The organism is Aminobacter sp. Piv2-1 (assembly GCF_037625995.1).
Classification (GTDB): domain Bacteria; phylum Pseudomonadota; class Alphaproteobacteria; order Rhizobiales; family Rhizobiaceae; genus Aminobacter.
The window spans coordinates 392,021-415,391 of record NZ_JARKMU010000003.1 but is presented as its reverse complement, the minus strand read 5'-3'; the positions used below and the strand labels follow the sequence as shown (position 1 = coordinate 415,391).

Below are 23,371 nucleotides of genomic sequence, written 5' to 3'. Positions count from 1 at the left end.
CGCAAGGCCATTGTTCCGCTGTCCGGACACACGGTTTGCGCGGCCAGATGGCGCAACCCTGAGCGCATCGACATCGGAAGGGGCGCCTCGAGCGCCCCTTTCTCATTTCTGGCCTGCGAAAGCCGCTCTGGTCCGCCGAACCGGCAGGCGCCAGCCGAGCCGAGCGTCGCGACCGCGATCAGGACCATGCCCACTCCCTGGGCGACGCCGATCGGATGGCCGTAGATCGCCCAGTCGATGATGATGGCGACCACGGGGTAGACGAAGGTGAGCACGCCGATGACCGGCGTCCTGCGCAACCCGCAGGCCGGTAACACCGCGGTCGAATTCCTGCGCCGCGACCTGACGCAGCAGTCCTGACCGCGCCCGGACTGCACCTCCCGAATGCCTGCCATGCGCGGCGCGCATTGCTGCGATGCAGCAATGCTGCTTGTGCAGGGGCCGACATGAGGAAAATGTAGATTTAAATCGTTTCAGCTCCCCCGAGTCCGTCCATGCCCTTGCCGATCCTCGCTTTGGCCGTTGCATCCTTTTGCATCGGTACCACCGAATTCGTGATCATGGGGCTGTTGCCTGAGGTCGCAGCCGACCTCGGCGTGTCGATCCCGGCGGCGGGGCTGCTCGTCACCGGCTATGCGCTGGGCGTGGTCATCGGCGCCCCGATCATCGCCGTCGGCACGGCGAGACTGCCGCGCAAGCCGGTGTTGATCGGCCTCGCCATGATGTTCGTGCTCGGCAATCTGCTCTGCGCCATCGCCCCCACCTACTGGACGCTGATGATCGCCCGCGTCATCACCGCCTTCGGCCATGGCGCCTTCTTCGGCATCGGCTCGGTGGTGGCGGCAAGCCTTGTGCCGGCCAACAAGCGCGCCAGCGCGATCGCCCTGATGTTCGCCGGCCTGACGCTTGCCAACATCCTCGGCGTGCCCGGCGGCACGGCGCTCGGCGAAGCCTTCGGCTGGCGCATGACCTTCTACGCCGTCGTCGTCATCGGCCTGATCTCGGTCGCGGCCATCGCCTGGCTCGTGCCGGCGGGTGTTGCCCCTCCCGGCAAGGGTGGCGTTGCTGGCGAGGTCAAGGTGCTGGGCAAGCTGCAGGTCTGGCTCGCCATGATCATCTCGGCGCTCGCCTCGGGCAGCCTGTTTGCCGTCTTCACCTACATCAAGCCGATCCTGACCGATGTCACCGGCCTGTCAGTCGAGTCCGTCACCTGGATCCTGCTTTTGTTCGGCGGCGGCATGACCATCGGCAACATCATCGGCGGCAAGCTGGCCGACTGGAAGCTGATGCCGACGGCCATCGGCGCACTGGTTGTGATGGCCTCGATCCACGTCGCCTTCGCCGGCCTCAGCTATTCGGCGCCGGCCGCGATTCTGCTCGTCTTCCTCTGGGGCATCATCACCTTCGTCATCGTGCCGCCGATGCAGATGCGCGTCGTCGAGACAGCCTCGGAAGCGCCGAACCTCGCGGCCACGCTCAACCAGGGCGCCTTCAACGCCGGCAATGCCGCCGGCGCCTGGGCCGGCGGGGCGGCAATCTCGATGGGCGTGAGCTATGCCGACCTGCCCTTCGTCGGCGCGGCCATCGCCCTGTCAGCCTTCGCCGTAGCCGTCATTTCCTTCGCACTCGACCGGCGTGACGCAATTCAGCAGGCGGCATGACGCTTTAGCGATTGTCAGCAACCCGTCGTTGCTGTAGCCACGGCAGCGATGGTTCCTGCTGCCCGACTCGGGCAGCGGATTAAATGGGAACACGGTGAGACGTCCCAGACGCGAAACCGTGGCTGCCCCCGCAACTGTGAGCGGATAGCAAGTCGGAAGAATGCCACTGGCCGCAAGGCCGGGAAGGCTCCGAGGCGCCGAAACCCGCAAGCCAGGAGACCTGCCATCATCGGATGAGTTCAACCGGCCGGGGTGTGCCGCGGAGATGATGATGATTGCGACTGCCTTTTTCGGATCGCCGATCGGATCGTTCTGCCGCCTCCGCCACGTCACGGAGACAGGGCATGCTCGATCGCGTCCACGGCTCTAGTCGCCTCGTAGGCTCCACCCCGGCACTACTCGAACTCGACGGCCTGTCATGGGGCCCGCGCGCGTCGAAGCCGATCCTCGAGCCGGTGACCGTGCGCGTCGCGCCGGCGGAGCTTCTGGCCATCGTCGGCCCCAACGGCGCCGGCAAGTCGAGCCTGCTGCGCTGCCTCTACCGTTACCACCGGCCGACCGGCGGCGCGGTCAGGCTGGACGGCAAGGACATCTGGCGGATGAAGCCGCGCGACTGCGCCCGCCGCATCGCCACCGTGCTCCAGGAGCCGGCGTCGGATTTCGGCCTGACGGTGGCCGAGATCGTCGAACTCGGGCTCATCCCGCACGCCACTGGCGTCGGAGCCGCGGCCGACGACTACCTTGACGTCGAAGCCGCACTGTCGCTGCTCGGCCTCACCCGGCTCGCCGCGCGCGATTTCGGCTCGCTGTCGGGCGGCGAGAAGCAGCGCGCCATGATCGCGCGCGCCCTGGTGCAGCGGCCCGACCTGTTGATCCTGGACGAGCCGACCAACCACCTCGACATCCGCCATCAGCTCGAAGTGCTCGAACTGCTTCGCAATCTCGGCTGCACCGTGGTGGTGTCGCTGCACGACCTGGCGCTCGCCTCGGCCTATGCGGACCGCGTGCTGGTCATGGACGGCGGCCGCGCGGTTGCCTGCGGCAGGCCGGCCGACATCCTCACGCCTGAGCGCATCCGCGAGAACTTCGCCGTGGGCGCCACCCTCGACGACCACCCGGTCACCGGCCGGCCGCGCTTTTCCTTCCATCTCGAACGCTGAACCCGCCAGCCAAGGAGCATCCATGCGCCTGACGATTCTTGCCGCCGCGCTCTTCGCGACCACCGCCGCCCAGGCGGATGACTTTCCGGTCACGGTCAGGAGCTGCAACCGCGACGTGACCTTCGCCGCCCCGCCGCAGCGGGCGGTGTCCAACGACATCAACCTGACCGAGATGATGCTGACCCTCGGCCTTGCCGACCGCATGGTCGGCTACTCCGGCATTTCGGGCTGGAACAAGATCGACGCGACCATTCGCAAGGACATCGGCCAGTTGCCGGAACTCGCGCCGCAATATCCGAGCAAGGAGATCCTGCTCGGCGCCGACGCCGATTTCTACTTCGCCGGCTGGAACTACGGCATGAACGTCGGCGGCGCCGTGACCCCCGACACGCTGGCCCCCTTCGGCATCGCCGTCTACGAGCTGACGGAGAGCTGCATCCACGTCATGAAGCGGGAAAAGTCGTCGATGGACGACATGTATGTCGACCTCCTCAACCTCGGCACGATCTTCGGAGTGCGCGACAAGGCCGAGGCCCTGGTGGCAGGCTACAAGCAGGAACTCGCCGACTTCCAGGCCAAGCTGCCTCGGCTCGACAGGCCGGTGAAGGTATTCATCTACGATTCCGGCGAGCAGAAGCCGTTCACGGCGGGCCGCTACGCCATCCCGACCGCGATGATCGAGGCGGCCGGCGGCAGCAACATCGCCGACGACGTCGAGGCCAACTGGGCCGAGATCGGCTGGGAACCGGTGATCGAGCGCAATCCGGACGTCGTCGTCATCGTCAACTACGGCGAGGTGACGGCCGAGCAGAAGATCGCGTTCATGCGCTCCAACCCGGCCTTCAAGGACATTGCGGCGGTGAGGAACAACCGCTTCGTCGTGCTCGAATATGTCGAGGCCACGCCCGGCCCGCGCAACATCGCGGCGATCAAGCGCCTGGCCGAAGCCTTCCGGGCCGACTGACCGTGTCGCACCGGAATTTCGTCAAGGGCCCCCGCCATGTGCTGATCCATGCCATGCCGGCGCTGGTCGCGGCGCTGACGGCACTGCTGGCGGTCACAATGCTTGTCGCGATCGGCGTGGGATCGGTGGCGATTCCGCTCGACGCGGTCTGGGGCGTGATCGCCAACAAGCTCGTGCCGGGCAGTATCGAGGTCTTCTGGTCGAGCGGCCGCGAGAACATCGTCTGGGACGTGCGCGCGCCGCGGGTCATCCTCGGCGCGACGGTCGGCGCCTCGCTCGCGGTCGTGGGCGCGGCACTGCAGTCGGTGACGCGCAATCCGCTCGCCGATCCGCATCTGCTCGGCGTCTCCTCGGGCGCCGCGCTGGGCGCGATCCTCGCTCTTCTCCACGCCGGCATGGTGTTCGGCCCGATCACCGTGCCGCTGTTCGCCTTCGCCGGCGCGCTGGCGGCCACGGCCTTGGTGCTGATGGTCGCCAACCTGACGCGGGCGCACTCGGCCGGCCAACTCGTGCTGGCCGGCGTCGCCGTCAGCTTCATCATAACGGCGGCTGGCAACCTGTTGATCTTCCTGGCCGATCCACGGGCGGCGCCTATGGTCATCTTCTGGATGCTCGGCGGCCTCGGCCTGGCGCAATGGCAGCAGCTGGCCTACCCGCTGCTGGCGCTCGCCGCCGGCGGCGGCTACCTGCTGACCCAGGCCCGCAACCTCAACGCCATGACGCTCGGCGACGAAAGCGCCACCGCGCTGGGGCTGCCGGCGCGACGCTTCCGCCTCGTCACCTTCGTGGTCTGCGCCGTGCTCACCGGCAGCGCCGTCGCCTATTCGGGCGTCATCGCCTTCGTCGGGCTGATGATCCCGCATGTCGTGCGGCTCGCGATCGGCGGCGACTACCGCCGGGTGCTGCCGTTGTCGGCCCTGGTCGGCGCCATCTTCCTCGTCACGGCCGACATGGCCGCCCGTACCGTGCTGCCGCCGCAGGACATGCCGCTCGGCATCCTCACGGGGCTGATCGGCGGCGTGGCGTTCGTCGCCCTGATGCGCCGCCGGGTCACAAACTGAGGGCCAGTTGGTAATGCAACGCAACACAGCGCAAATCCTGTTGCAGCCCCTGTTTTTCGCCGCTATGGATTTCGCATGAACACGACTTCGCTCCAGAACAATTGGTGGCGGGCCAGCTGACAGCGGCCTCTTGAAGCGCGTGCGCGTGAAAATTGTGGTGGCCGCAACGGGAGTTCCGGGCGGCCATTTGCTTTTTTCGAGCCAGCTCCGGAACCTCCAGCGGCAAGAGATGGAGACGGGAATGACGGTGGAAATCCTTGAAAACGGCGCCGAGCGCTTTGTCACCGGAGGTGGCATCGCGATCACCCGCGAGCGCCACGAGACCGCCTATGCCGGGGCGATCGAGGCCTATATCGACGGGCTGAACAGCCGGCGCGGCGCGGTGTTTTCCTCCAACTACGAATATCCCGGCCGCTACACCCGCTGGGACACGGCCATCATCGATCCGCCGCTGGTGATTTCCGCGCGCGGCCGTTCGATGAAGATCGAGGCACTGAACGCCCGCGGCAAGGCGCTGCTGCCGGTAATCGGCAAGACGCTCGGCAGCCTCGCCGAGGTGACGATCGGCGAAACGAACGACGGCCTGATCAGGCTCGAGGTAGCGAAGCCCGGCCGCGTCTTCACCGAGGAGGAGCGCTCGCGCGTGCCTTCGGTCTTCACCGTGCTGCGCGCCATCACCGCCCTGTTCAAGACAGACGCCGACAGCAATCTCGGCCTCTACGGCGCCTTCGGCTACGACCTCGCCTTCCAGTTCGACCCGGTCGAGCACAAGCTCGAGCGCAAGCAGAGCCAACGCGACCTGGTGCTGTTCCTGCCGGATGAGATCCTCGTCGTCGACCATTATTCGGCCAAGGCCTGGCACGACCGCTACGACTATGCCGGCAAAGGTTTTTCCACCCAAGGCATCGCCCGCGACAGCGTCGTCGAGCCGTTCAAGCCTTCCGACCACATCCCGCCGCGTGGCGACCACGAGCCGGGCGAATATGCCAAGCTGGTGCGCAGTGCGATGGACAGCTTCAAGCGCGGCGACCTGTTCGAGGTCGTGCCCGGACAGATGTTCTACGAGCGCTGCGAGACCGCACCCTCGGAGATTTCGCGGCGCCTCAAGAACATCAACCCCTCGCCCTATTCATTCTTCATCAATCTCGGCGAGGGCGAATACCTGATCGGCGCCTCGCCCGAGATGTTCGTGCGCGTCAACGGCCGCCGCGTCGAGACCTGCCCGATCTCCGGCACCATCAAGCGCGGCGACGACGCCATCTCCGACTCCGAACAGATCCTCAAGCTGCTGAACTCCAAGAAGGACGAGTCCGAGCTGACGATGTGCTCGGACGTCGACCGCAACGACAAGAGCCGCGTCTGCGAGCCGGGTTCGGTGCGCGTCATCGGCCGCCGCCAGATCGAGATGTATTCGCGCCTGATCCACACCGTCGACCACATCGAGGGCCGCCTGCGCGAAGGCATGGACGCCTTCGACGCATTCCTCAGCCACGCCTGGGCGGTGACGGTGACCGGCGCGCCCAAGCTGTGGGCCATGCGCTTCATCGAGAACAACGAGAAGAGCCCGCGCGCCTGGTATGGCGGGGCGATCGGCATGGTGCACTTCAACGGCGACCTCAACACGGGCCTGACGCTGCGCACCATCCGCATCAAGGACGGCATCGCCGAGGTGCGCGCGGGTGCCACCCTGCTCTACGATTCCGTCCCCGAGGAAGAAGAAGCCGAAACCGAACTGAAGGCCTCAGCCATGCTTTCCGCCATCCGCGACGCCAAGACCGGCAACTCCGCAGGCACCGAGCGCACCACCGCGCGCGTCGGCGAGGGAGTGAAGATCCTTCTCGTCGACCACGAGGACTCTTTCGTCCACACGCTGGCCAACTACTTCCGCCAAACCGGCGCCGACGTGTCCACCGTGCGCTCGCCGGTACCGGAAGAGATATTCGACCGCATCAAGCCCGACCTCGTCGTGCTGTCGCCCGGACCGGGAACGCCGAAGGACTTCGATACGGCGGCGACGATCAAGAAGGCCCGCGACCGCGACCTGCCGATCTTCGGCGTCTGCCTCGGCCTGCAGGCGCTCGCCGAGGCCTATGGCGGCGAGCTGCGCCAGCTGGCGGTGCCGATGCACGGCAAGCCCTCGCGCATCCGCGTCTCCAAACCCGGCATCATCTTTTCGGGCCTGCCCAAGGAGGTGACCGTCGGCCGCTACCACTCGATCTTCGCCGACCCGGTGCGGCTGCCCGCCGACTTCGTCGTCACGGCGGAAACCGAGGACGGCGTGATCATGGCGTTTGAGCACAGGAAAGAGCCGATCGCGGCGGTGCAATTCCATCCCGAATCGATCATGACGCTCGGCCACGACGCAGGCATGCGCATGATCGAGAACGTCGTCGCGCACATGCCGCGCAAGGCCAAGGACAAGGCCGCCTAGCCCAGATCCGCCCTGTTCGCTCCGTGGCCGCGCGCCGCGGGGCGGGCCCGTTACCAAGCGAGACCATGACCCAGACCGAAACGCAGAGATCTCCGGTCGGCGCCAGCCAGACGACCTCCGCCAAGCAGCGGATCGCCAGGCTCGCCTTCTGGTCCATCATCATCGGCTCGGGGGTGATGGGGCTGAAATTCATCGCCTGGTGGCTGACCGGGTCGGTGGCGCTCTATTCGGACGCGCTCGAGTCCATCGTCAACGTCGTCGCCGCGGTCGCCGCCTTCTGGGCGATCAAGGTCAGCCACAAGCCGGCCGACATGGACCACCAGCACGGCCACCACAAGGCCGAGTATTTCTCGGCGGTGCTCGAAGGCGTGCTGATCATGGTGGCCGCCTTCCTGATCCTGTTCGAAGTCTGGCGCAGCTGGGGCACGCCGATGGACCCCGATCAGCCGTGGCTGGGTCTCGGCATCAACGGTGTTGCCGCCGTGCTCAATGCGATGTGGGCCGCGGCCCTGATCCGGGTCGGCCGCGCCGAGCGCTCGCCCGCCATGGTCGCCGACGGCCATCACATCATGACCGACGTGGTCACCTCGTTCGGCGTGCTCGTCGGCCTGATCGCGGCGATCGTCACCGGCTGGCAGATCCTCGACCCGGTGCTGGCCGTGATCGTGGCGCTCAACATCCTGTGGCAGGGCTGGCACGTGGTCGGCTCGTCGGTCGACGGGCTGATGGACCGCGCCGTCGAACTCGACGAGCACATGCGCATCCGCGACATCATCTCGGCCAATTCGAAGGGTGCGCTGGAGGTGCACGACCTCAAGACCCGCATCGCCGGCCGCGCCACATTCATCGAGTTCCACCTGGTGGTGAACGCCGGCATGACGGTGGGCGACAGCCACGTCATCTGCGACCGCATCGAGGACGCGCTGAAGGAAGAAATCCCCTCGGTCCGCGTCATCATCCACGTCGAGCCGGACGACGAGGCAAAGCTGCCCAAGGGCACGGTGGCGGTTCCCTTCGCCTGAACGGCGCCGCGGGGATCTTCGCCCCGTAGGATTTCCGGGGATGCGCATCGGCCCAAGCAACTGCCGAGCTCGAACCGATGCGCCCAGCCCCCCGGCTGGTTGGCGGTCGCGACTCAGGGACAAGCCGCTCCATGGAACTTCTGTCGATTGCTGTTAGTCCCGGTCCCGGTCGCAAGTAACCCGCGCCGTGCGGAAACCAGCGGAATTCTCCGGAAATCGGTTTTGTCAGGAACGCGCAGGCACTGATGGGTCCGGCATGCCGACGGCCTGGACGGGCAGTATCTAGACCGGTCTGCGGTTTCGGCGTGGCATCGGCCTGAAGGCAGCTACGGACACGACCTTAACTGCCTGAATCGGATTGGCAGCGAAGAGCCTCAACTGCCTGCAAGACAAGGTAATTTGGCAGACGCCTGCATGGCCCGGCTGTATTGCGGGGCGTCGACCTCGGCCGTCGGGACGGCTTGAATCGGCATGGCAGCCGCTACGGCCAACCGCACGCAACGACTCGACAATTCGCGCCGACTAACCCGTGGCAGCGGCCAGCTACCGCACCACCTCGTCTTTCTGGGCACGAAGCACCCGGCCCACGGCCGGGTGCTCGCGGACAAAGACATCAGTCCATGCTGATGTTGGCGCCCTTGACGACCGGCTCCCACTTGGCCAGCTCGGCCTTCACATGGGCACCGAGTTCCTCCGGCGTCGAGCCAACGATCCTGGCACTGAAGCCGTTCATCTTTTCGATGACCGCCGGGTCCTTCATCGCCTTGTTGGCCGAGGCGTTGAGGCGATCGACGACCTCCTTCGGCGTGCCTGCCGGCGCAAACAGCGCGTTCCAAGTATAGGTCTCGTAGCCCGGCACGCCGGCCTCGGCAATGGTGGGCACGTCGGGGAACGACGGCGCGCGTTCGGCGGTCGTGACGCCCAGCGCCCGCAGCGTGCCCGACTTGATGTGCGGCGAGGACGACGGCAAGTTGTCGAACATGATCGGCACCTGGTTGCCGACCACGTCGTTGAGCGCCGGTCCGGCACCCTTGTAGGGAATGTGCTGGATGCTGACGCCGGCCATGGCCTTGAACAGCTCGCCCGACAGGTGCAGCGGCGTGCCGTTGCCCGATGAGGCATAGGAGTACTTCTCCGGGTCGGCCTTGAGCAGCGCGATCAGCTCCTGGACGGTCTTGGCCGGCAGTTCCGGATTGACCACCAGCACGTTGGGCACCACGACCAAGAGCGAGATCGGGGTGAAATCCTTCTCGGGGTCATATGGCTTGGTCTTGAGGATCAGCGGGTTCAGCGCGTGGGTGGCGACCGTACCCATCAGGATCGTGTAGCCGTCGGGCTCGGCTCGCGCCACGCGGTCGGCGCCGATATTGCCGCCGGCGCCGGCGACGTTCTCGACCACCACCTGCTGGCCGAGATCATCCGACATCTTCTGGGCGATGATGCGCGCGACCACGTCCGTCGACCCTCCGGCGGCGAAGGGAACGACGAGGGTGACCGGGCGGTCGGGAAACTGCTGGGCCGTCGCCGGCGCCCCGGCAACGACCAGCCAGGCGGCGGAAAGCCCGAGGGCAAGCGCCGTGCGGCGCGTGAAGTTCGAAGTCATCAGTGCGCATCTCCCATCTGTGCGGCGGCACCTCCTTGCCAACCGCTTGGACGGGTGAGGGTATGAACTTTGCATACGCTGTCAACTCGACGATCGACGAAGACCAAAACGGCCCGAGTCCCGACCTCGGGCCAGCTCGACTGCTGGCGGGTGCAATTTCCCGCCGTGCGCGACTGACATCCGCACCCGAAACCGTCTATGAGGGGGCCCATGAAGCCCGAGACGCCCTCGCCCGCCCCGCTCGCCGCGCTCGAACCCTGGCAGCAATGGGCACTTCTGCTCGGCTGTTCGGCGCTGCTTGCGGGCATACTCGAGCTGGTTCGCCTGCCGGCGGCGCTGCTGGTCGGCCCGATGCTCGTGGCGATCGCGCTCGGCAGTAACGGCGCCACCATCCGCGTGCCGCGGCCGCTGTTCGTTTCGGCGCAGGCGCTGATCGGCTGCCTGGTCGCCAGTTCGATCTCGCCCGGCATCTTCGCGACCTTTTCCGCCGAATGGCCGCTGTTCTTGGGGTCGGCCATCGCCACCATCGCGGCATCGAGTTTCCTCGGCTGGTTCATCTCGCGGCTCAAGGTGCTGCCCGGCACCACGGCGGTGTGGGGCTCGGCTCCGGGTGCCGCGACCGCCATGGTGCTGATGGCGGACGCCTTCGGCGCCGATTCGCGCCTGGTCGCCTTCATGCAATACCTGCGCGTGATCATGGTGTCCGTCGCCGCCGCCCTCGTCGCGCGGCTCTGGGTCGACACGTCGGGCGTGCAGGCGGCGGCCGCCGAATGGTTCCCGGCGATCGAATGGCCCGCCTTCGGCGCGATGCTCGGCGTGGCGATCGTCGGCGGCACACTGGGCTACCTGCTGCGCATCCCCTCGCCCTATTTCGTCGGCGCCATGGTGCTCGGCGCGACCCTGCACCTCGGCTTCGGCGTGGTCCTGCAATTGCCGGAATGGCTGCTGGCGATCGGCTACGCGCTGATCGGCTGGACGATCGGCCTCAACTTCACCCGGCCGATCCTGCGCCACGCGGCCCGCGCCCTGCCGCAGGTGATCGGTTCGATCGCGGCGCTGATGGCGTTCTGCGGACTGCTCGCCTGGGGACTGCACCGGCTTTTGGGCGTAGACCCGCTGACCGCCTATCTGGCGACCAGCCCGGGCGGCATGGATTCGATCGCCATCATCGCGGCAGCGGCCGACAACGTCGACCTGTCCTTCGTGCTGACCCTGCAGATGCTGCGCTTCCTGATCGTGCTCCTGTTCGGACCTTCGCTGGCGCGGCTGGTTGCCCGCGCCATCAGGGAGTGACCGGCACGAAATGAGCGGCGCCGTCCGCCTCCCCTTGCGCGGAAAAAGCCGCTCCTGTAAGAGAGCGCCATGAATTCGCGCCAGGTTCACACCGTTTCCCGTCCGACCGCTTTTGCGGGCGAGACGCTGCGCGCCCTCTCTTCTGCTCTTCTTCTTCTCGGCCTTATCGGCGATCGCCGGGCTCGCTGAAGGAGCGCCCGGCGGTCGACAAGCCGCGCAGGCGCATGCTCCTTGCCATCCAAAGACCCTGAAGAACCAAGCATGAGCGCGCAGCCGGCGCCGGATCGGCCAGGGCGCGCGCAGGAGTGAAGAAGATGAACGTGAGAGAACCCATCGGCCGTACAAAGGGCATGCCGGACGCGGCCAGGAAATACGCGCCCTACCCGACCCTCAACCTCGCCGACCGCACCTGGCCGTCGAAGCGCATCGAGAAGGCGCCGATCTGGTGCTCGGTCGACCTGCGCGACGGCAACCAGGCACTCGTCGACCCCATGGGCCACGACCGCAAGGCGCGCATGTTCCAGCTGCTGCTCGACATGGGCTTCAAGGAGATCGAGATCGGCTTCCCGTCTGCCTCGCAGACCGACTTCGACTTCGCCCGCTGGACCATCGAGGAGGGCAACGTACCCGCCGACGTGTCGATGCAGGTCCTGGTGCAGTGCCGGCCCGAGCTGATCACCCGCACGTTTGAAGCGCTCAAGGGCGCCAACCAGCCGATCGTGCATTTCTACAACTCGACCAGCGAGCTGCAGCGCCGCGTCGTGTTCGAGAAGGACGTCGCCGGCATCAAGCGCATCGCCACCGACGCCGCCAAGATGATCGCCGACATGGCTGCCAAGGCTGGCGGCGGCTACCGCTTCCAGTATTCGCCCGAGAGCTTCACCGGCACCGAGCTCGAAGTTGCGCTCGACATCTGCAACGCCGTCACCGAGATCATGCAGCCGACGGCCGACAACAAGCTGATCGTCAACCTGCCCTCGACGGTCGAGATGTCGACGCCCAACATCTATGCCGACCGCATCGAATGGATGTGCCGCCAACTCGACAACCGCGAAAACCTGTTGATCTCGCTGCATCCGCACAACGACCGCGGCACCGGCGTCGCCGCTACCGAGCTCGGCCTGATGGCAGGCGCCGACCGCGTCGAAGGCACGCTGTTCGGCAATGGCGAGCGCACCGGCAATGTCGACGTCGTCACCCTGGCGCTCAACATGTACACGCAAGGCGTCGATCCCGAGCTCGACTGCACCGACATCAACCGGATGAAGGACGTCTACGAGTACTCGAACCAGCTGAAGATCCCGGAACGCCACCCTTACGTCGGCGAACTGGTCTACACGGCGTTCTCCGGCTCGCACCAGGACGCCATCAACAAGGGTATGAAGGCGCTCAAGAGGGCCAACAAGGAACTGTGGGAGGTTCCCTACCTGCCCATCGACCCGCAGGACGTCGGCCGCAGCTACGAGGCGATCATCCGCATCAACTCGCAGTCGGGCAAGGGCGGCATCGCCTATGTGCTCCAGGCCGACTACGGCCTCAACCTGCCGCGCAGCCTGCAGGTCGAGTTCAGCCAGGACATCCAGGCAATCACCGACACCGAGGGCAAGGAAGTTTCGCCCAAGCGCATCCACGAGCGCTTTCTCGAGGTCTATGTCGACCAGCCGGGCGCACGCCTGAAGTTCGTCGACCACCAGACCTTCCCCGATGCGGTGATGAAGGGCCGCCGCGTCGTCGAGGCGACCATCGTCGACGCCGGCAGGGAAATGGCGATCACCGGCACCGGCAACGGTCCGATCGACGGGTTCGTCGATGCGCTTTCCCGTCACCTCGGCATCGACTTGTCGGTGCTCGACTATTCCGAGCACTCGATCCAGCGCGGCTCCAACGCCGCCGCCATCTGCTACATGGAGGTGGAGCATCCAGGCGGACGCCTATTCGGCGCCGGCATCAACACCAACATCGTGGCGGCCTCGCTCGAGGCGGTGGTTTCGGCCGCAAACCGGATTCTCGCCCGCCGATAGGGGCGACGAAGGCCGTCAGCCGCACATCGCGGCGGCCGGTTGCCGGTGCGCCACAATTGGCCCGCCACGTTAAGGTTAACAGAAGATTGATTGCATTTGCACGCGCCTCGCCCGTGGATAACGGGCGGGGCGCTCGTCCATCATGGCGCGGCAAGCTTGTGCGAGCCGGCCAGCCGACTATGATCGGGCCGTTAGTGCCGGTTCGAAAAGGGTCACTCCTTGGTTGCCTCCACGCCTGCCGCCCCCGCAGTGCGCGAAGCGCTGGAGCGGCTTATTGCCAGTGAGACCTTCGCCAGGTCGGAGCGAGCACGCAAGCTGCTGCGCTATTTGATCGAGCGCGAACTCGCCGGCGAGGCCGAGAGGCTGAAGGGTTTTGCCATCGCGGTCGACGTGTTCGGCAAGGACGCCGAATTCGATTCTGCGACCGACGCGGTGGTGCGCGTGCAGGCCGGCCGGCTGCGCGAACTGCTTGCCCAGTATTATGCCGTGGAGGGCGTGGCCGATCCGATCCGCGTGCTCATCCCGCGCGGCAGCTACGTTCCGAGCTACGAGGCAATGCCGAACGGCCCGCATGAGGCGTCCGCGCCGGAGCAGCCGCAGGCAGCCGCCGCTCGCCACGAGCCCGAGCCCCAGCAGGCCGACCCGCCGCCGCTCGATTCAGTGCCCGGCGTGAAGCGGCAGCTTCAGTTCTTCTGGGCCGCCATGGCGCTGGTCATAGTCATGCTCGGCATCCTGGTGTTCCGCAATTTCGGCCCTGCCGGCGACACCACGACCGTCTCCGATTTCCGCGGCTCGACCAGCAGCATCACCGGCTCGGTCGACCAACTGCCGGCCGTCCACATCCACCTGACCACGGACCAGGGCGACATTTCGAGAGTCGCGACGGTGCTGCGATCGGCACTGTCGGGTTTCGACACGATCGACCTGATCGCGCGCGACCGCTCGGACACGGCGCGCCGCGAGGATGCCACGGATTTCGACTTCACGGTAAACCCCGGCCCCGACGCCGGAACCGTGCTGATCGAACTCCAGCACATGGTGACCGGCAGGATCCTGATGTCGCGCGTGCTGACCAGCGAGGACATCCAGGCGGACACGCTGGACAGCCGCATCGCCGAGATCGTGACCGCAACCGTCCCCGTTTCCGGTATGATCTACGGCTATATCGAGCAGAACGGCCTGCAGAAAGGCCTGATGAACTGCCTGCTGCTCAGTGACGACTACTACCTGGAGCAGAGCGCCGCCAAGCAGAAGGCCGCCTACCAGTGCCTCGAGACACTGGCGGCGCGAGGCGCAATGTCGCCCGTCGTCTATTCGGAAATGGCGTCGCTGCAACTGGAGGCGGTGACCGACGGATACGGATATCCCGAGAACGCGACCGCCGACGGCGCGCTGGCACTTGCCCACACCGCCGTCCAGATGGGCGCGACCAGCCCCTATGCGCACCGCGCCTTCGGTTATCTCCAGTCGCGGATCGGCGACCGCGCCGAGTCCATCCGCTGGATGCAGAAGGCCTATGAACTCAACACTTACGACCTCACCATGGCCGCGGCCTACGGCTACGCCCTCATCCTGTCCGGCAGCTACAGCGACGGCGTGCCCATCATCAAGCGCGCCGTCGACAGCACGAGCGCGCATCCCGGCTGGTGGGACTATGGACTGTTCCTTGGTGAATTCATGCTCGGCAACCGCTACGCCGCGGCGCGCGCGGCCAACTCGCTGGCCTCCGCGAAACGATCGCACTATATGGCCGCGCGCCTGATCGCCGCGCAATTCGTCGGTGACGAGAAGCTGGCCTCGGAACTGGCCAAGGAACTCACGGCGGCCTATCCCGACTTCGCCGCCGATCCGGCCGCCTCCTTCGCCAAGCGCAAATATCCGCAGGAGTTGACCAGGTCGCTCACCAAGGCACTCCGCGCCGCAGGCCTCGGCCAGCAGAGCTGAACTATTTCCCCCGTCGCAAGATTGAACAGACGACTTTCGGTATAGTTTACTTTGGCAGCTGTCGTTACTACACTCTGCACGGGCAGGGCGTTGTTTAAAGGGAAAATGAACCATTCCATTCATGCGACCGTTCGGGGGGTCGGCACCAGGGTAGTGGTATTGCTTCACGGCTTCGGCGGTTGCGCCGACCTCTGGGACGATATTGCGGGGAGGCTCGAGGACTCGTTCACGACGATCGCCTATGACCTGCCGGGCCACGGCCGATCGATCGATTTTCCCAATGCCGGACCGGCGAAACTGGCTGCGCAGGCGGTGCTGGCGGACCTCGCCGCCCGCGGCATAGACCGCGCGCATTTCGTCGGCCATTCGATGGGCGGTGCGGTGGCGACGCTCGCCGCCCTTCTGCAACCCGACCGGGTGGCATCGCTGACCCTGCTGGCGCCCGGCGGATATGGCCCCGAGATCAATGCTCCGCTGCTCAAGCGCTACGCCGCGGCTGTTTCCGCCGACGAAATCCGCGCCTGCCTCGCCGAGATGTCGAGCCCCGACAGTAGGGTGCCGGAGGCTGCGGTGCGCCATCTCGCCGAAATGCGACGACGCTTCGGCCAGACCGAGAAACTTATCGCCCTTGCCGCAACGATGACGGCCAACGGCCGCCAGGGAACGATCCCGCGCGAGGTGATGGCCACGCTCGCCATGCCCGTGATGGTCGTCTGGGGCACGGACGATGCCGTGCTGCCCTACAGCCACGCGGACAACCTGCCGGCGGGCTTCCTCGTCCATCACGTGCTCGAGGTCGGGCACATGCTGCCCGAGGAGATGCCGGACCTGGTTGCCGACATCATCCGCCGGATGACGCGGCGTCGCCGGAGGCCGCAGCCGGCCTGCGACGAGCGCGAGGCGTTCGGGCGATAGCTCTGCGCCGGCAGGGATACAATTCCGCCGCGATCGCACCTATGTTAAGGCCTGCCGATGGCTATTCTGGACGCCAACCGATGCAGGACGACAAAGCGACCGAGATGAAGCCGGCAGGCGTGCTGTCGGACGCCATCCGTGACGTCAAGAACGCCGCCGCCGACCGCAGCGACGTCGTCGTCGACCTGCGCGACGCCCACCGCATGCGGCTCGAACTGCTGGCCGCGGAACTCGAGCCGGTTTTCGCCGACGTTCCAACCGCGATCGACTATTTCGACTTCACCATTTCGTCGGGCCTGCAGCCGCGCCTCTGGATCGACGCCGTCAGCCATGTCGCGCTCGGCCGCGACCGCCGCACCTATCGCTTTTTGCGCGATACCCGTACCGGCAGGATGGTGATGGCGGAATCTACCGATCCGAAGCGTGTCGCCGAGCAGGTGACGCGCTACATCGCCGAACGCATCGTGGAACGGCAGCAGATGATGGAAGGCGGCACAGAAGCCGCGTTGCCGGACTTCGCCCGCCTGCCGGCCGCCGAGGCGCATGCGCCGGTGCGCGCGCCCGAGCGGCAGCTGTGGCCGAACCTTTTGTCCGGCTTCGGGCTGATCGTCGCAGGCGCGGTGGCGGGCATCGCCCTCATGGCGGCGCTCTACTGGCTGAGCCTGGCCGCCGGCGTCAGGTTCTGACCAACGCGCCGACTGCGGGCGACAAGAGGTCGAGACTGGAGATTTCGGACGGCGGCAGCGAAGGCCCGGTGAGACCGCGCCGGGTGAGCCGTACCTGCCAGCCCCCCTCCTCCGCCGAGATGTCGATCAGGTTGAACTGCGCCGCCGGATTGTGGCCGCCGGGCGCCTGCCCCGCGGCGGCGACGCCAACCACCGGAACCGGTCCGCTGCGCCCTTCGATCCAGTGCAGGGTCGGAAGATGCGAGTGGCCGTGCAGGACCAGTTCGGCGCCATGCGTGCGGACGAGCTTCTGGAACTTGCCGATGCCGAACAGCCGCTTGTGCTGGCCGACGGCGCCGCGGACGGGCGGATGGTGGATCATCACCACGCGGAACAGGCCGCGCCTGCCCGTGTCCTGGAGGATCCGCGCCAGCCGCTCGGCCTGGCCCTCGCGAAAGAAGCCGCTGGCCATGAAAGGCGCCGTCGCCCGCGCCGTCGACACGCCGATGAGCGCAACGTTGTCGCGCACCTTGAGATAGGGGAAGCTGGTGCGGCTTAGCGTGCCGTCGACGCCGTCGGCGCGCATCCACGGCGCCCAGGCGTGGCATGCCTTGTCGAAGGCGCCGGGGACATAGGCGTCGTGATTGCCGGGCACCACCGAGACGTCCGCCGGCGCGCCGAGCGTTTCGAGCCACAGCCGCGCCAGTTCGATCTCGCCGTCGAGCGCCAGGTTGACGAGGTCGCCGGTGACCGCGAGGTGGTCCGGCGCCTGCGCCTTCATATCGGCGACGATCGCATCGACCACGCCGTCATGATGATGGCGGCGGCGGTTTCGCTGCCAGTTGACGTAGCCGACCATGCGCTTGGACGCGAGGTCGCGATAGGTTACATCCGGGAGCGGGCCAAGATGGACGTCGGAAATATGCGCAAGCCTGAACATCACTCCCTTTTAGGTTACGCGTTCATGGCTTTCCACCCATGGCGTCGCGCCTGATGGGCGCCGGCGTCACCAAGCCGCTCCCGTTGCGGCAGAGCCCCTGGTCGCGGCTGCGCGGCCGCCTGTTCCATGTCTATTTCCTGCTCAGGCGGCCGATGACGCTCGGCGTGCGCGGCCTCGTCCACGATGCCGCGACCAACTCCGTGTTCCTGATCCGCCACACCTACGTGCCCGGCTGGCAGCTGCCCGGCGGCGGCGTCGAGGTCGGCGAGACCTTCGTCGAGTCGCTCGCGCGCGAACTTGAGGAAGAAGGCAACATCACGCTCGCCGGTCCGCCCGTGCTCAGGTCGATGCATCTCAACAAGCAGGCGACCAGGCGCGACCATGTCGCGCTCTACCTGATCGAGGCGTACAGCCAGGACCGGCCGAAGCTGCCCGACCGCGAGATCGCCGAGGCGGGCTTCTTCCCGCTCGACGCTTTGCCCGAGGGCACGACTCCGGCGACGCGGCGCAGGATCTCGGAGGTTTTCGGGGGTGCGGAGGCGTCGCCCTATTGGTGACAGGCTCTCCCCAAAACCCTCATGGTGAGCCTGCCGAACCACGGGTTTTGGGGCAAGCAGAATAGTGCCAAGCGCCCTCGTGGTTCGACAGGCTCACCATGAAGGCTACTGGAGCGCGCCACGGTCCCTCATACTGAGGTGCGAGCCCGCAGGGTGAGCCTCGACGGACGCACCGATACGACCAATCAAGCCGCCTTCAGCAACGTCCCGCGGTTGTGCGGGGCGTCGAGGTCCAGTTCCGGCCCCACCGGCACGATGCCGGTCGGGTTGATGGTGGCGTGGCTGCCATAGTAGTGCGCCTTGATGTGCAGCATGTCGACCGTCTCGGCCACGCCAGGTACCTGGTAGAGCTCGCGCAGGTAGTTCGACAGGTTCGGGTAGTCGGCGATGCGGCGCAGATTGCACTTGAAATGCCCGACATAGACCGGGTCGAAGCGCACCAGCGTCGTGAACAGCCGCCAGTCGGCCTCGGTCAGCCGGTCGCCGACAAGGTAGCGCTGGCGCGACAGCCGATCTTCCAGCGCGTCGAGGGCGGCGAACAACTCGTTGAAAGCCTCCTCGTAGGCGGCCTGGGTGGTGGCGAAGCCGGCCCGGTAGACGCCGTTGTTGATCGAGGGGTAGACGAAGTCGTTGATCGCATCGATCTCGCCGCGCAGGGCTTCCGGATAGAAGTCCAGCGATGCGTCGCCCCACGCGTCGAAGGCCGAGTTCAGCATGCGGATGATCTCGGAGGATTCGTTGGAGACGATGGTCTTCTCCTTCTTGTCCCACAGCACCGGAACGGTGACGCGGCCCGAATAGGTCGGGTCGGCCATGGTGTAGATCTGGTGCAGGTAGTCGAGGCCGTACAGCGTGTCGCCGGTGGCGCCGTCCTCGGCCAGGAAGGTCCAGCCGTTCTCGCCCATGTAGTGGTGCACGACCGAGACCGAGATGATGTCCTCGAGCCCCTTGAGGGCGCGGAAGGTCAGCGTGCGGTGTGCCCAGGGACAGGCGAGCGACACATAGAGATGATAGCGCCCGGGCTCGGCCTTGAAGCCCCGGGTCCGGCGCGGGGCGGGCTTGCCGTCGACCGTGATCCAATCCCGCCACTGCGCATGCGAGCGCACGAATTTGCCGCCGGTCGACTTGGTGTCGTACCAGCGGTCCTGCCATTTGCCTTCGACCAGCAGTCCCATCGCAGCATCCTTTCGTTTGCCGCGATGTAGGGCGGTCGGCGCGCAAACCGAAGGGCGATACGCTGAACGGATCGTCAACACCGGGCGCACATCGGCCAAATGCACGATGGACGGACGCCGAAAATGATGGTAGCGGGCATGTCGATGTCACAGAGCTTTGCAAAGATCCGGTTCGACCGACGACGAATGAGCGCACGCGCTTGAAGCGCTGACTTGCGACTGCTGCGGCATGCCCCGCGGCACCTCATCCCACGATACCGGACTGCAAAGAACATGACCCTCGCCGACGTCACCTATATGCCGGAAGCCCCGGCGCACGACCTCGAAATCGAAGAGATCAACGCCGAGGCCTTCGGGCCGGGCCGCTTCGCGCGCGCGGCCTACAAGATCCGCGAGGGCGGGCCGCACGATCGTTCCCTGTCCTTCGTCGCCATGCATGGCGGCCAGGTGATCGCCTCGGTGAGGATGACGCCGATCGCCGCCGGCGCGGGCCGGGCGCAGATGCTGGGACCGCTCGCGGTCCGGCCCGATTTCAAGAACATGGGCATCGGTCGCAAACTGGTGGCCATGGCCCTTTCGGCGGCCACCCGGGCCGGCGAGCCGGCGGTCGTGCTCGTCGGCGACGAACCCTACTATGGCCCCCTCGGCTTCGCCCGCATTCCGCGCGGCCAGATCGAGATGCCGCGCCCGGTCGACCTCAACCGGCTGCTCGCCCACGAGATCGTGCCCGGTGCGGTGGCCGAGTTGACAGGCGAGGTCTGCCACTCGGACCATGCCAAGACGCCGCAACGGACGGCCGAGCCGGCCTAGCCTCGACAAGGCTGCCCGGGCGGCCCATCTTCCTTATTCATCCATAGCAGGAGAGGACAGGCTGACATGAATCCAAACGGGCAGATCGCAGTGGTGACCGGCGCGGGCTCCGGCCTTGGCGAGGCAACCGCGCGGGCACTTGCAGCCAAGGGCGCCAAGGTAGCCATCCTCGACCTCAGTCAGGAACGCGCCGAAAAGGTCGCAGCCGACATCGGCGGCATCGCCGTGCGCTGCGACGTCAGCAACGAGGAAAGTGCGGTCGCCGCCTTCGCCGAGGTCGCGGCCAAGCTCGGCACCGCTCGCATGCTGGTCAACTGCGCCGGCATCGCCGTCGGCGTGAAGACCGTCGGCAAGGACGGCCCGCATCCGCTCAGCGTGTTCCGGCAGGTGCTCGAGGTCAATCTGCTCGGATCGTTCAACATGATCCGCCTGTTCGCCGACGCGGCCGCCAAGCTCGACCCGCTCGCGGGCGGGGAACGCGGCGTCATCGTCAACACCGCCTCCGTCGCCGCCTATGACGGCCAGATCGGCCAGGCCGCCTATTCCGCCTCCAAGGGCGGCGTCGTCGGCATGACGCTGCCGATCGCCCGCGACCTCGCCCGCTCGGGCATCCGCGTCTGCACCATCGCGCCCGGCATCTTCAAGACGCCGATGATGGCGGCCATGCCGCAGGAGGTACAGGACTCGCTCGGCGCCGCCGTGCCCTTCCCGCCGCGCTTGGGCGAGCCGTCCGAATATGGCGCGCTGGCGTTGCACATCATCGAAAACCAGATGCTCAACGGCGAGACCATCCGCCTCGACGGCGCCATCCGCATGGCGCCCAAATAGCCGCCGACACAGCACGGAAGCCTAGTAGAATGCAGCCCCGGTCGCGATGCGCCGGGGCTGTATTCATTTTACTAACAACAGCCTCTTGCCAAATCGACAGACCTCGACTTTAAGTAGATCGATACAGTCATATTTGATCGGTGCAGTCGTGGAAGAGCGCAAGAAGGATGTCATACGCGAGACGGATGCGGCGGCAGTCGGCCTGGCGCGCACGTTGATGCGCACGGCGCGCCATGGCGCGCTAGCCGTCACCGAGCCCGAAACCGCCTTTCCCCTTGCCAGCCGCGTGGGAACGGCAACCGACGTAGACGGCACGCCGCTGATCCTGATTTCCGGCCTGTCCGCCCACACCCGCGCAATCGTGGCAGACCCGCGCTGCTCGCTGCTGGTCGGCGAAATCGGCAAGGGCGACCCGCTCGCCTATGCGCGCATAACGCTGTTCTGCCGCGCCGTCCGGCTCGAAAGGGGCACGCCCGAGCAGGCGCGGGCCGAGCGGCGCTACCTCAATCGCAATCCTAAGGCGAAGCTCTATGCCGGGCTTGGCGACTTCGCGCTGTTCCGGCTCGAACTCGAGCGCGCCAATCTCAATGCAGGCTTCGGCAAGGCCTATCTGCTTGGCCGCGACGACCTGGTGCTGGGCGGCCCGGCGGTGGGCGAAATCGCCGCTGCGGAACAATCCGCCCTCGATCACATGAACGCCGACCATCGCGACGCGATCGACGTCTACGCCGGCAGTTTCGGCAAGCTTGCTGGCAAGGGCTGGACGCTCACCGGCTTCGACCCTGAAGGCATGGACCTTGCCATGGGCGACGAGACCGGGCGGGTGCTTTTCCCTGAGATGCTGGGCGCTGCGGCCGATCTGCGCAACGTGCTGGTTGCGATGGCAAAACAGGGACGCGCGGCAACCGCGCAACAGCAGGGGGCAAACCGCAGTATGGAACACCGTACAAAGTCTTGATTTTTTGGGGGAAAGCTGTTTTGTGCTGTGAACGCTTGATCGTTCAATGATTCCATTGTGCGTTCTGGCGCCACAATTCGGCGTTGTTGCCCCCATGACGCCGGAAAGCATTACCGTTACACGGGGAACCCATGAAACCCAAGAAACTGGCGGCCAACGCGGAAGCCGCCGCCTCTTTGCTGACGCTGATGGGCAATGAAAAGCGGTTGCTGATCATGAGCCACCTGCTCGACACCGAAATGTCGGTGGGCGCGATCGCGGAGAAGGTGTCTTTGAGCCAGTCGGCGCTGTCGCAGCATCTCGCGCGCCTGCGCAACGAAGACCTTGTCGAGACGCGCCGCGACCGGCAGATGATCTACTACACCTGCAAGTCCGAAGCCGTTCGCAAGCTTCTGGGCACGCTGGAAGGCATTTTCGAAGACGCCTGAAATCCATTTCAAGCGTTCCGGACTCCCATGGCGGCCTGCCCTCCGCTATGGACCGCTGATGAACATCATCCGCATAGACGACCCCGCCGACCCGCGCGTGGCAACCTACCTCGACATACGCGAGCGTGACCTTGTCGGGCGCGAGGGGCGCTTCGTCGCTGAGGGCAAGGTCGTGCTCAACGTGCTGTTTGCCGCGCGCCAATTCGAGGCCGAGTCCGTCCTGGTCCTGGAAAACCGTCTGGCGGGGATGGCCGAAACGCTGAGCCTGGCGCCGCCCGACCTGCCAGTCTACGTCGCCCCGGCGGCCGTCCTCGACGCGATCGCCGGCTTCCACATGCATCGCGGCATCCTGGCCATCGGCCGCAAGGGCAACCCGCCGGGCGCGGAAGCGCTGCTGGCGGGCCTGCCCGAACGCGCGCTGGTGGTGGTCACGGTCGGCATTTCCAACCACGACAACATCGGCTCCATATTCCGCAATGCCGCAGCCCTCGGCGCCGACGCCGTGCTGCTCGATCGCAGCTGCTGCGACCCGCTCTACCGCAAGGCGATCAGGGTGTCGGTGGGGGCCGCGCTCAAGGTGCCTTTTGCGATCGCCGGCGAAGCCCACGAGATCGCCGATGCGCTCGACCGCCATGGCTTCGCGCAACTGGCGCTGTCACCGGCAGGCAGGCAGGAGATCCGCGAATTGCCGCGACCGCAGCGGCTGGCGCTCTATCTCGGAACCGAAGGCGAAGGCCTTCCCCCTGCCCTGCTGGCGCGATTGACGACGGCGCGGATCCGGATGGCAAAGGGCTTCGACAGCCTCAACGTGGCAGCAGCCTCGGCGATCGCGCTGCACCACTTCTCGGACGCAAGTGACTGAGGCTGGAGCGTGGGCATTCTCACGAATGCAGTCCCGCCGCTTCAGCTGTATTTCTTGGCCGCATTTGTGCGAC

20 protein-coding genes and 1 riboswitch are annotated in these 23,371 nt (G+C 66.4%); of the genes, 17 read left to right on the top strand and 3 right to left on the bottom strand.

All coding sequences use genetic code 11. From position 1 onward, the window contains the following. Positions 1-494 precede the first annotated feature (494 nt). From AmiPiv_RS08195 to AmiPiv_RS08170, 6 genes are all read left to right on the top strand, one after another. Complete coding sequence (locus AmiPiv_RS08195) at positions 495-1,661, top strand: MFS transporter (protein ID WP_340036854.1); 1,167 nt, start codon at positions 495-497, stop codon at positions 1,659-1,661. 32 nt (positions 1,662-1,693) lie between these two features. Further along, a riboswitch (cobalamin riboswitch) is annotated at positions 1,694-1,903 on the top strand. 102 nt (positions 1,904-2,005) lie between these two features. Beyond that, a complete protein-coding gene (locus AmiPiv_RS08190) occupies positions 2,006-2,821 on the top strand; it encodes an ABC transporter ATP-binding protein (protein ID WP_340036853.1) in 816 nt (271 codons plus the stop codon). A gap of 22 nt (positions 2,822-2,843) precedes the next feature. Beyond that, positions 2,844-3,785 carry an ABC transporter substrate-binding protein gene (locus AmiPiv_RS08185; protein WP_340036852.1) on the top strand — a complete coding sequence of 314 codons (942 nt, stop codon included), beginning with the start codon at positions 2,844-2,846 and terminating at the stop codon, positions 3,783-3,785. 53 nt (positions 3,786-3,838) lie between these two features. Continuing rightward, positions 3,839-4,846, top strand: a complete 1,008-nt coding sequence (locus AmiPiv_RS08180; protein ID WP_340036904.1) for a FecCD family ABC transporter permease — start codon at positions 3,839-3,841, stop codon at positions 4,844-4,846. A gap of 241 nt (positions 4,847-5,087) precedes the next feature. Beyond that, complete coding sequence (locus AmiPiv_RS08175; RefSeq protein ID WP_340036850.1) at positions 5,088-7,277, top strand: anthranilate synthase; 2,190 nt, start codon at positions 5,088-5,090, stop codon at positions 7,275-7,277. 65 nt (positions 7,278-7,342) lie between these two features. Next, complete coding sequence (locus AmiPiv_RS08170) at positions 7,343-8,299, top strand: cation diffusion facilitator family transporter (RefSeq protein ID WP_340036849.1); 957 nt, start codon at positions 7,343-7,345, stop codon at positions 8,297-8,299. Between the two features lie 613 nt (positions 8,300-8,912). Here the strand turns inward: AmiPiv_RS08170 and AmiPiv_RS08165 are convergent. Beyond that, positions 8,913-9,902: a Bug family tripartite tricarboxylate transporter substrate binding protein gene (locus AmiPiv_RS08165; protein ID WP_445206918.1), complete on the bottom strand. Its 990-nt coding sequence runs from the start codon at positions 9,900-9,902 to the stop codon at positions 8,913-8,915. Positions 9,903-10,112: 210 nt separating this feature from the next. Between AmiPiv_RS08165 and AmiPiv_RS08160 the strand changes: the two genes are divergently transcribed. From AmiPiv_RS08160 to AmiPiv_RS08140, 5 genes are all read left to right on the top strand, one after another. Next, positions 10,113-11,195, top strand: coding sequence for an AbrB family transcriptional regulator (locus AmiPiv_RS08160; protein WP_340036848.1), 1,083 nt, complete (start codon positions 10,113-10,115; stop codon positions 11,193-11,195). 314 nt (positions 11,196-11,509) lie between these two features. Then, complete coding sequence (gene leuA / locus AmiPiv_RS08155) at positions 11,510-13,216, top strand: 2-isopropylmalate synthase (RefSeq protein WP_340036847.1); 1,707 nt, start codon at positions 11,510-11,512, stop codon at positions 13,214-13,216. Positions 13,217-13,435: 219 nt separating this feature from the next. Continuing rightward, positions 13,436-15,160 (top strand): tetratricopeptide repeat protein, encoded by a 1,725-nt coding sequence (locus AmiPiv_RS08150; protein ID WP_340036846.1) that lies wholly within the window; start codon positions 13,436-13,438, stop codon positions 15,158-15,160. A 105-nt stretch (positions 15,161-15,265) separates the two neighbouring features. Continuing rightward, on the top strand, positions 15,266-16,075 hold the full coding sequence (locus AmiPiv_RS08145; RefSeq protein WP_340036845.1) for an alpha/beta fold hydrolase: 810 nt from the start codon (positions 15,266-15,268) through the stop codon (positions 16,073-16,075). 80 nt (positions 16,076-16,155) lie between these two features. Beyond that, positions 16,156-16,761: a hypothetical protein gene (locus AmiPiv_RS08140; protein ID WP_340036844.1), complete on the top strand. Its 606-nt coding sequence runs from the start codon at positions 16,156-16,158 to the stop codon at positions 16,759-16,761. On the opposite strand, the gene AmiPiv_RS08135 is transcribed toward AmiPiv_RS08140, so the two are convergent. Beyond that, positions 16,751-17,680, bottom strand: coding sequence for a metallophosphoesterase family protein (locus tag AmiPiv_RS08135; protein WP_340036843.1), 930 nt, complete (start codon positions 17,678-17,680; stop codon positions 16,751-16,753). The two genes, AmiPiv_RS08140 and AmiPiv_RS08135, sit on opposite strands and share 11 nt — an antisense overlap. A 38-nt stretch (positions 17,681-17,718) precedes the next feature. Here AmiPiv_RS08135 and AmiPiv_RS08130 point away from each other — a divergent pair, with 38 nt between their 5' ends. Beyond that, positions 17,719-18,237 carry an NUDIX domain-containing protein gene (locus AmiPiv_RS08130; protein WP_340036842.1) on the top strand — a complete coding sequence of 173 codons (519 nt, stop codon included), beginning with the start codon at positions 17,719-17,721 and terminating at the stop codon, positions 18,235-18,237. Positions 18,238-18,422: 185 nt separating this feature from the next. Here AmiPiv_RS08130 and AmiPiv_RS08125 read toward each other — a convergent pair whose 3' ends face one another. Then, positions 18,423-19,412, bottom strand: coding sequence for a glutathione S-transferase family protein (locus AmiPiv_RS08125; protein ID WP_340036841.1), 990 nt, complete (start codon positions 19,410-19,412; stop codon positions 18,423-18,425). A 273-nt stretch (positions 19,413-19,685) separates the two neighbouring features. Between AmiPiv_RS08125 and AmiPiv_RS08120 the strand changes: the two genes are divergently transcribed. From AmiPiv_RS08120 to AmiPiv_RS08100, 5 genes are all read left to right on the top strand, one after another. Further along, positions 19,686-20,222: a GNAT family N-acetyltransferase gene (locus tag AmiPiv_RS08120; RefSeq protein ID WP_340036840.1), complete on the top strand. Its 537-nt coding sequence runs from the start codon at positions 19,686-19,688 to the stop codon at positions 20,220-20,222. 66 nt (positions 20,223-20,288) lie between these two features. Continuing rightward, on the top strand, positions 20,289-21,050 hold the full coding sequence (locus AmiPiv_RS08115; protein ID WP_340036839.1) for a 3-hydroxyacyl-CoA dehydrogenase: 762 nt from the start codon (positions 20,289-20,291) through the stop codon (positions 21,048-21,050). Between the two features lie 148 nt (positions 21,051-21,198). Next, the gene (locus tag AmiPiv_RS08110; protein ID WP_340036902.1) at positions 21,199-22,008 is read left to right on the top strand and encodes a HugZ family pyridoxamine 5'-phosphate oxidase; all 810 of its coding nucleotides are present in this window, start codon (positions 21,199-21,201) and stop codon (positions 22,006-22,008) included. A 131-nt stretch (positions 22,009-22,139) separates the two neighbouring features. Next, positions 22,140-22,436 carry an ArsR/SmtB family transcription factor gene (locus tag AmiPiv_RS08105; RefSeq protein WP_340036838.1) on the top strand — a complete coding sequence of 99 codons (297 nt, stop codon included), beginning with the start codon at positions 22,140-22,142 and terminating at the stop codon, positions 22,434-22,436. 58 nt (positions 22,437-22,494) lie between these two features. Next, the gene (locus tag AmiPiv_RS08100; RefSeq protein WP_340036837.1) at positions 22,495-23,298 is read left to right on the top strand and encodes a TrmH family RNA methyltransferase; all 804 of its coding nucleotides are present in this window, start codon (positions 22,495-22,497) and stop codon (positions 23,296-23,298) included. Positions 23,299-23,371: the final 73 nt, after the last annotated feature.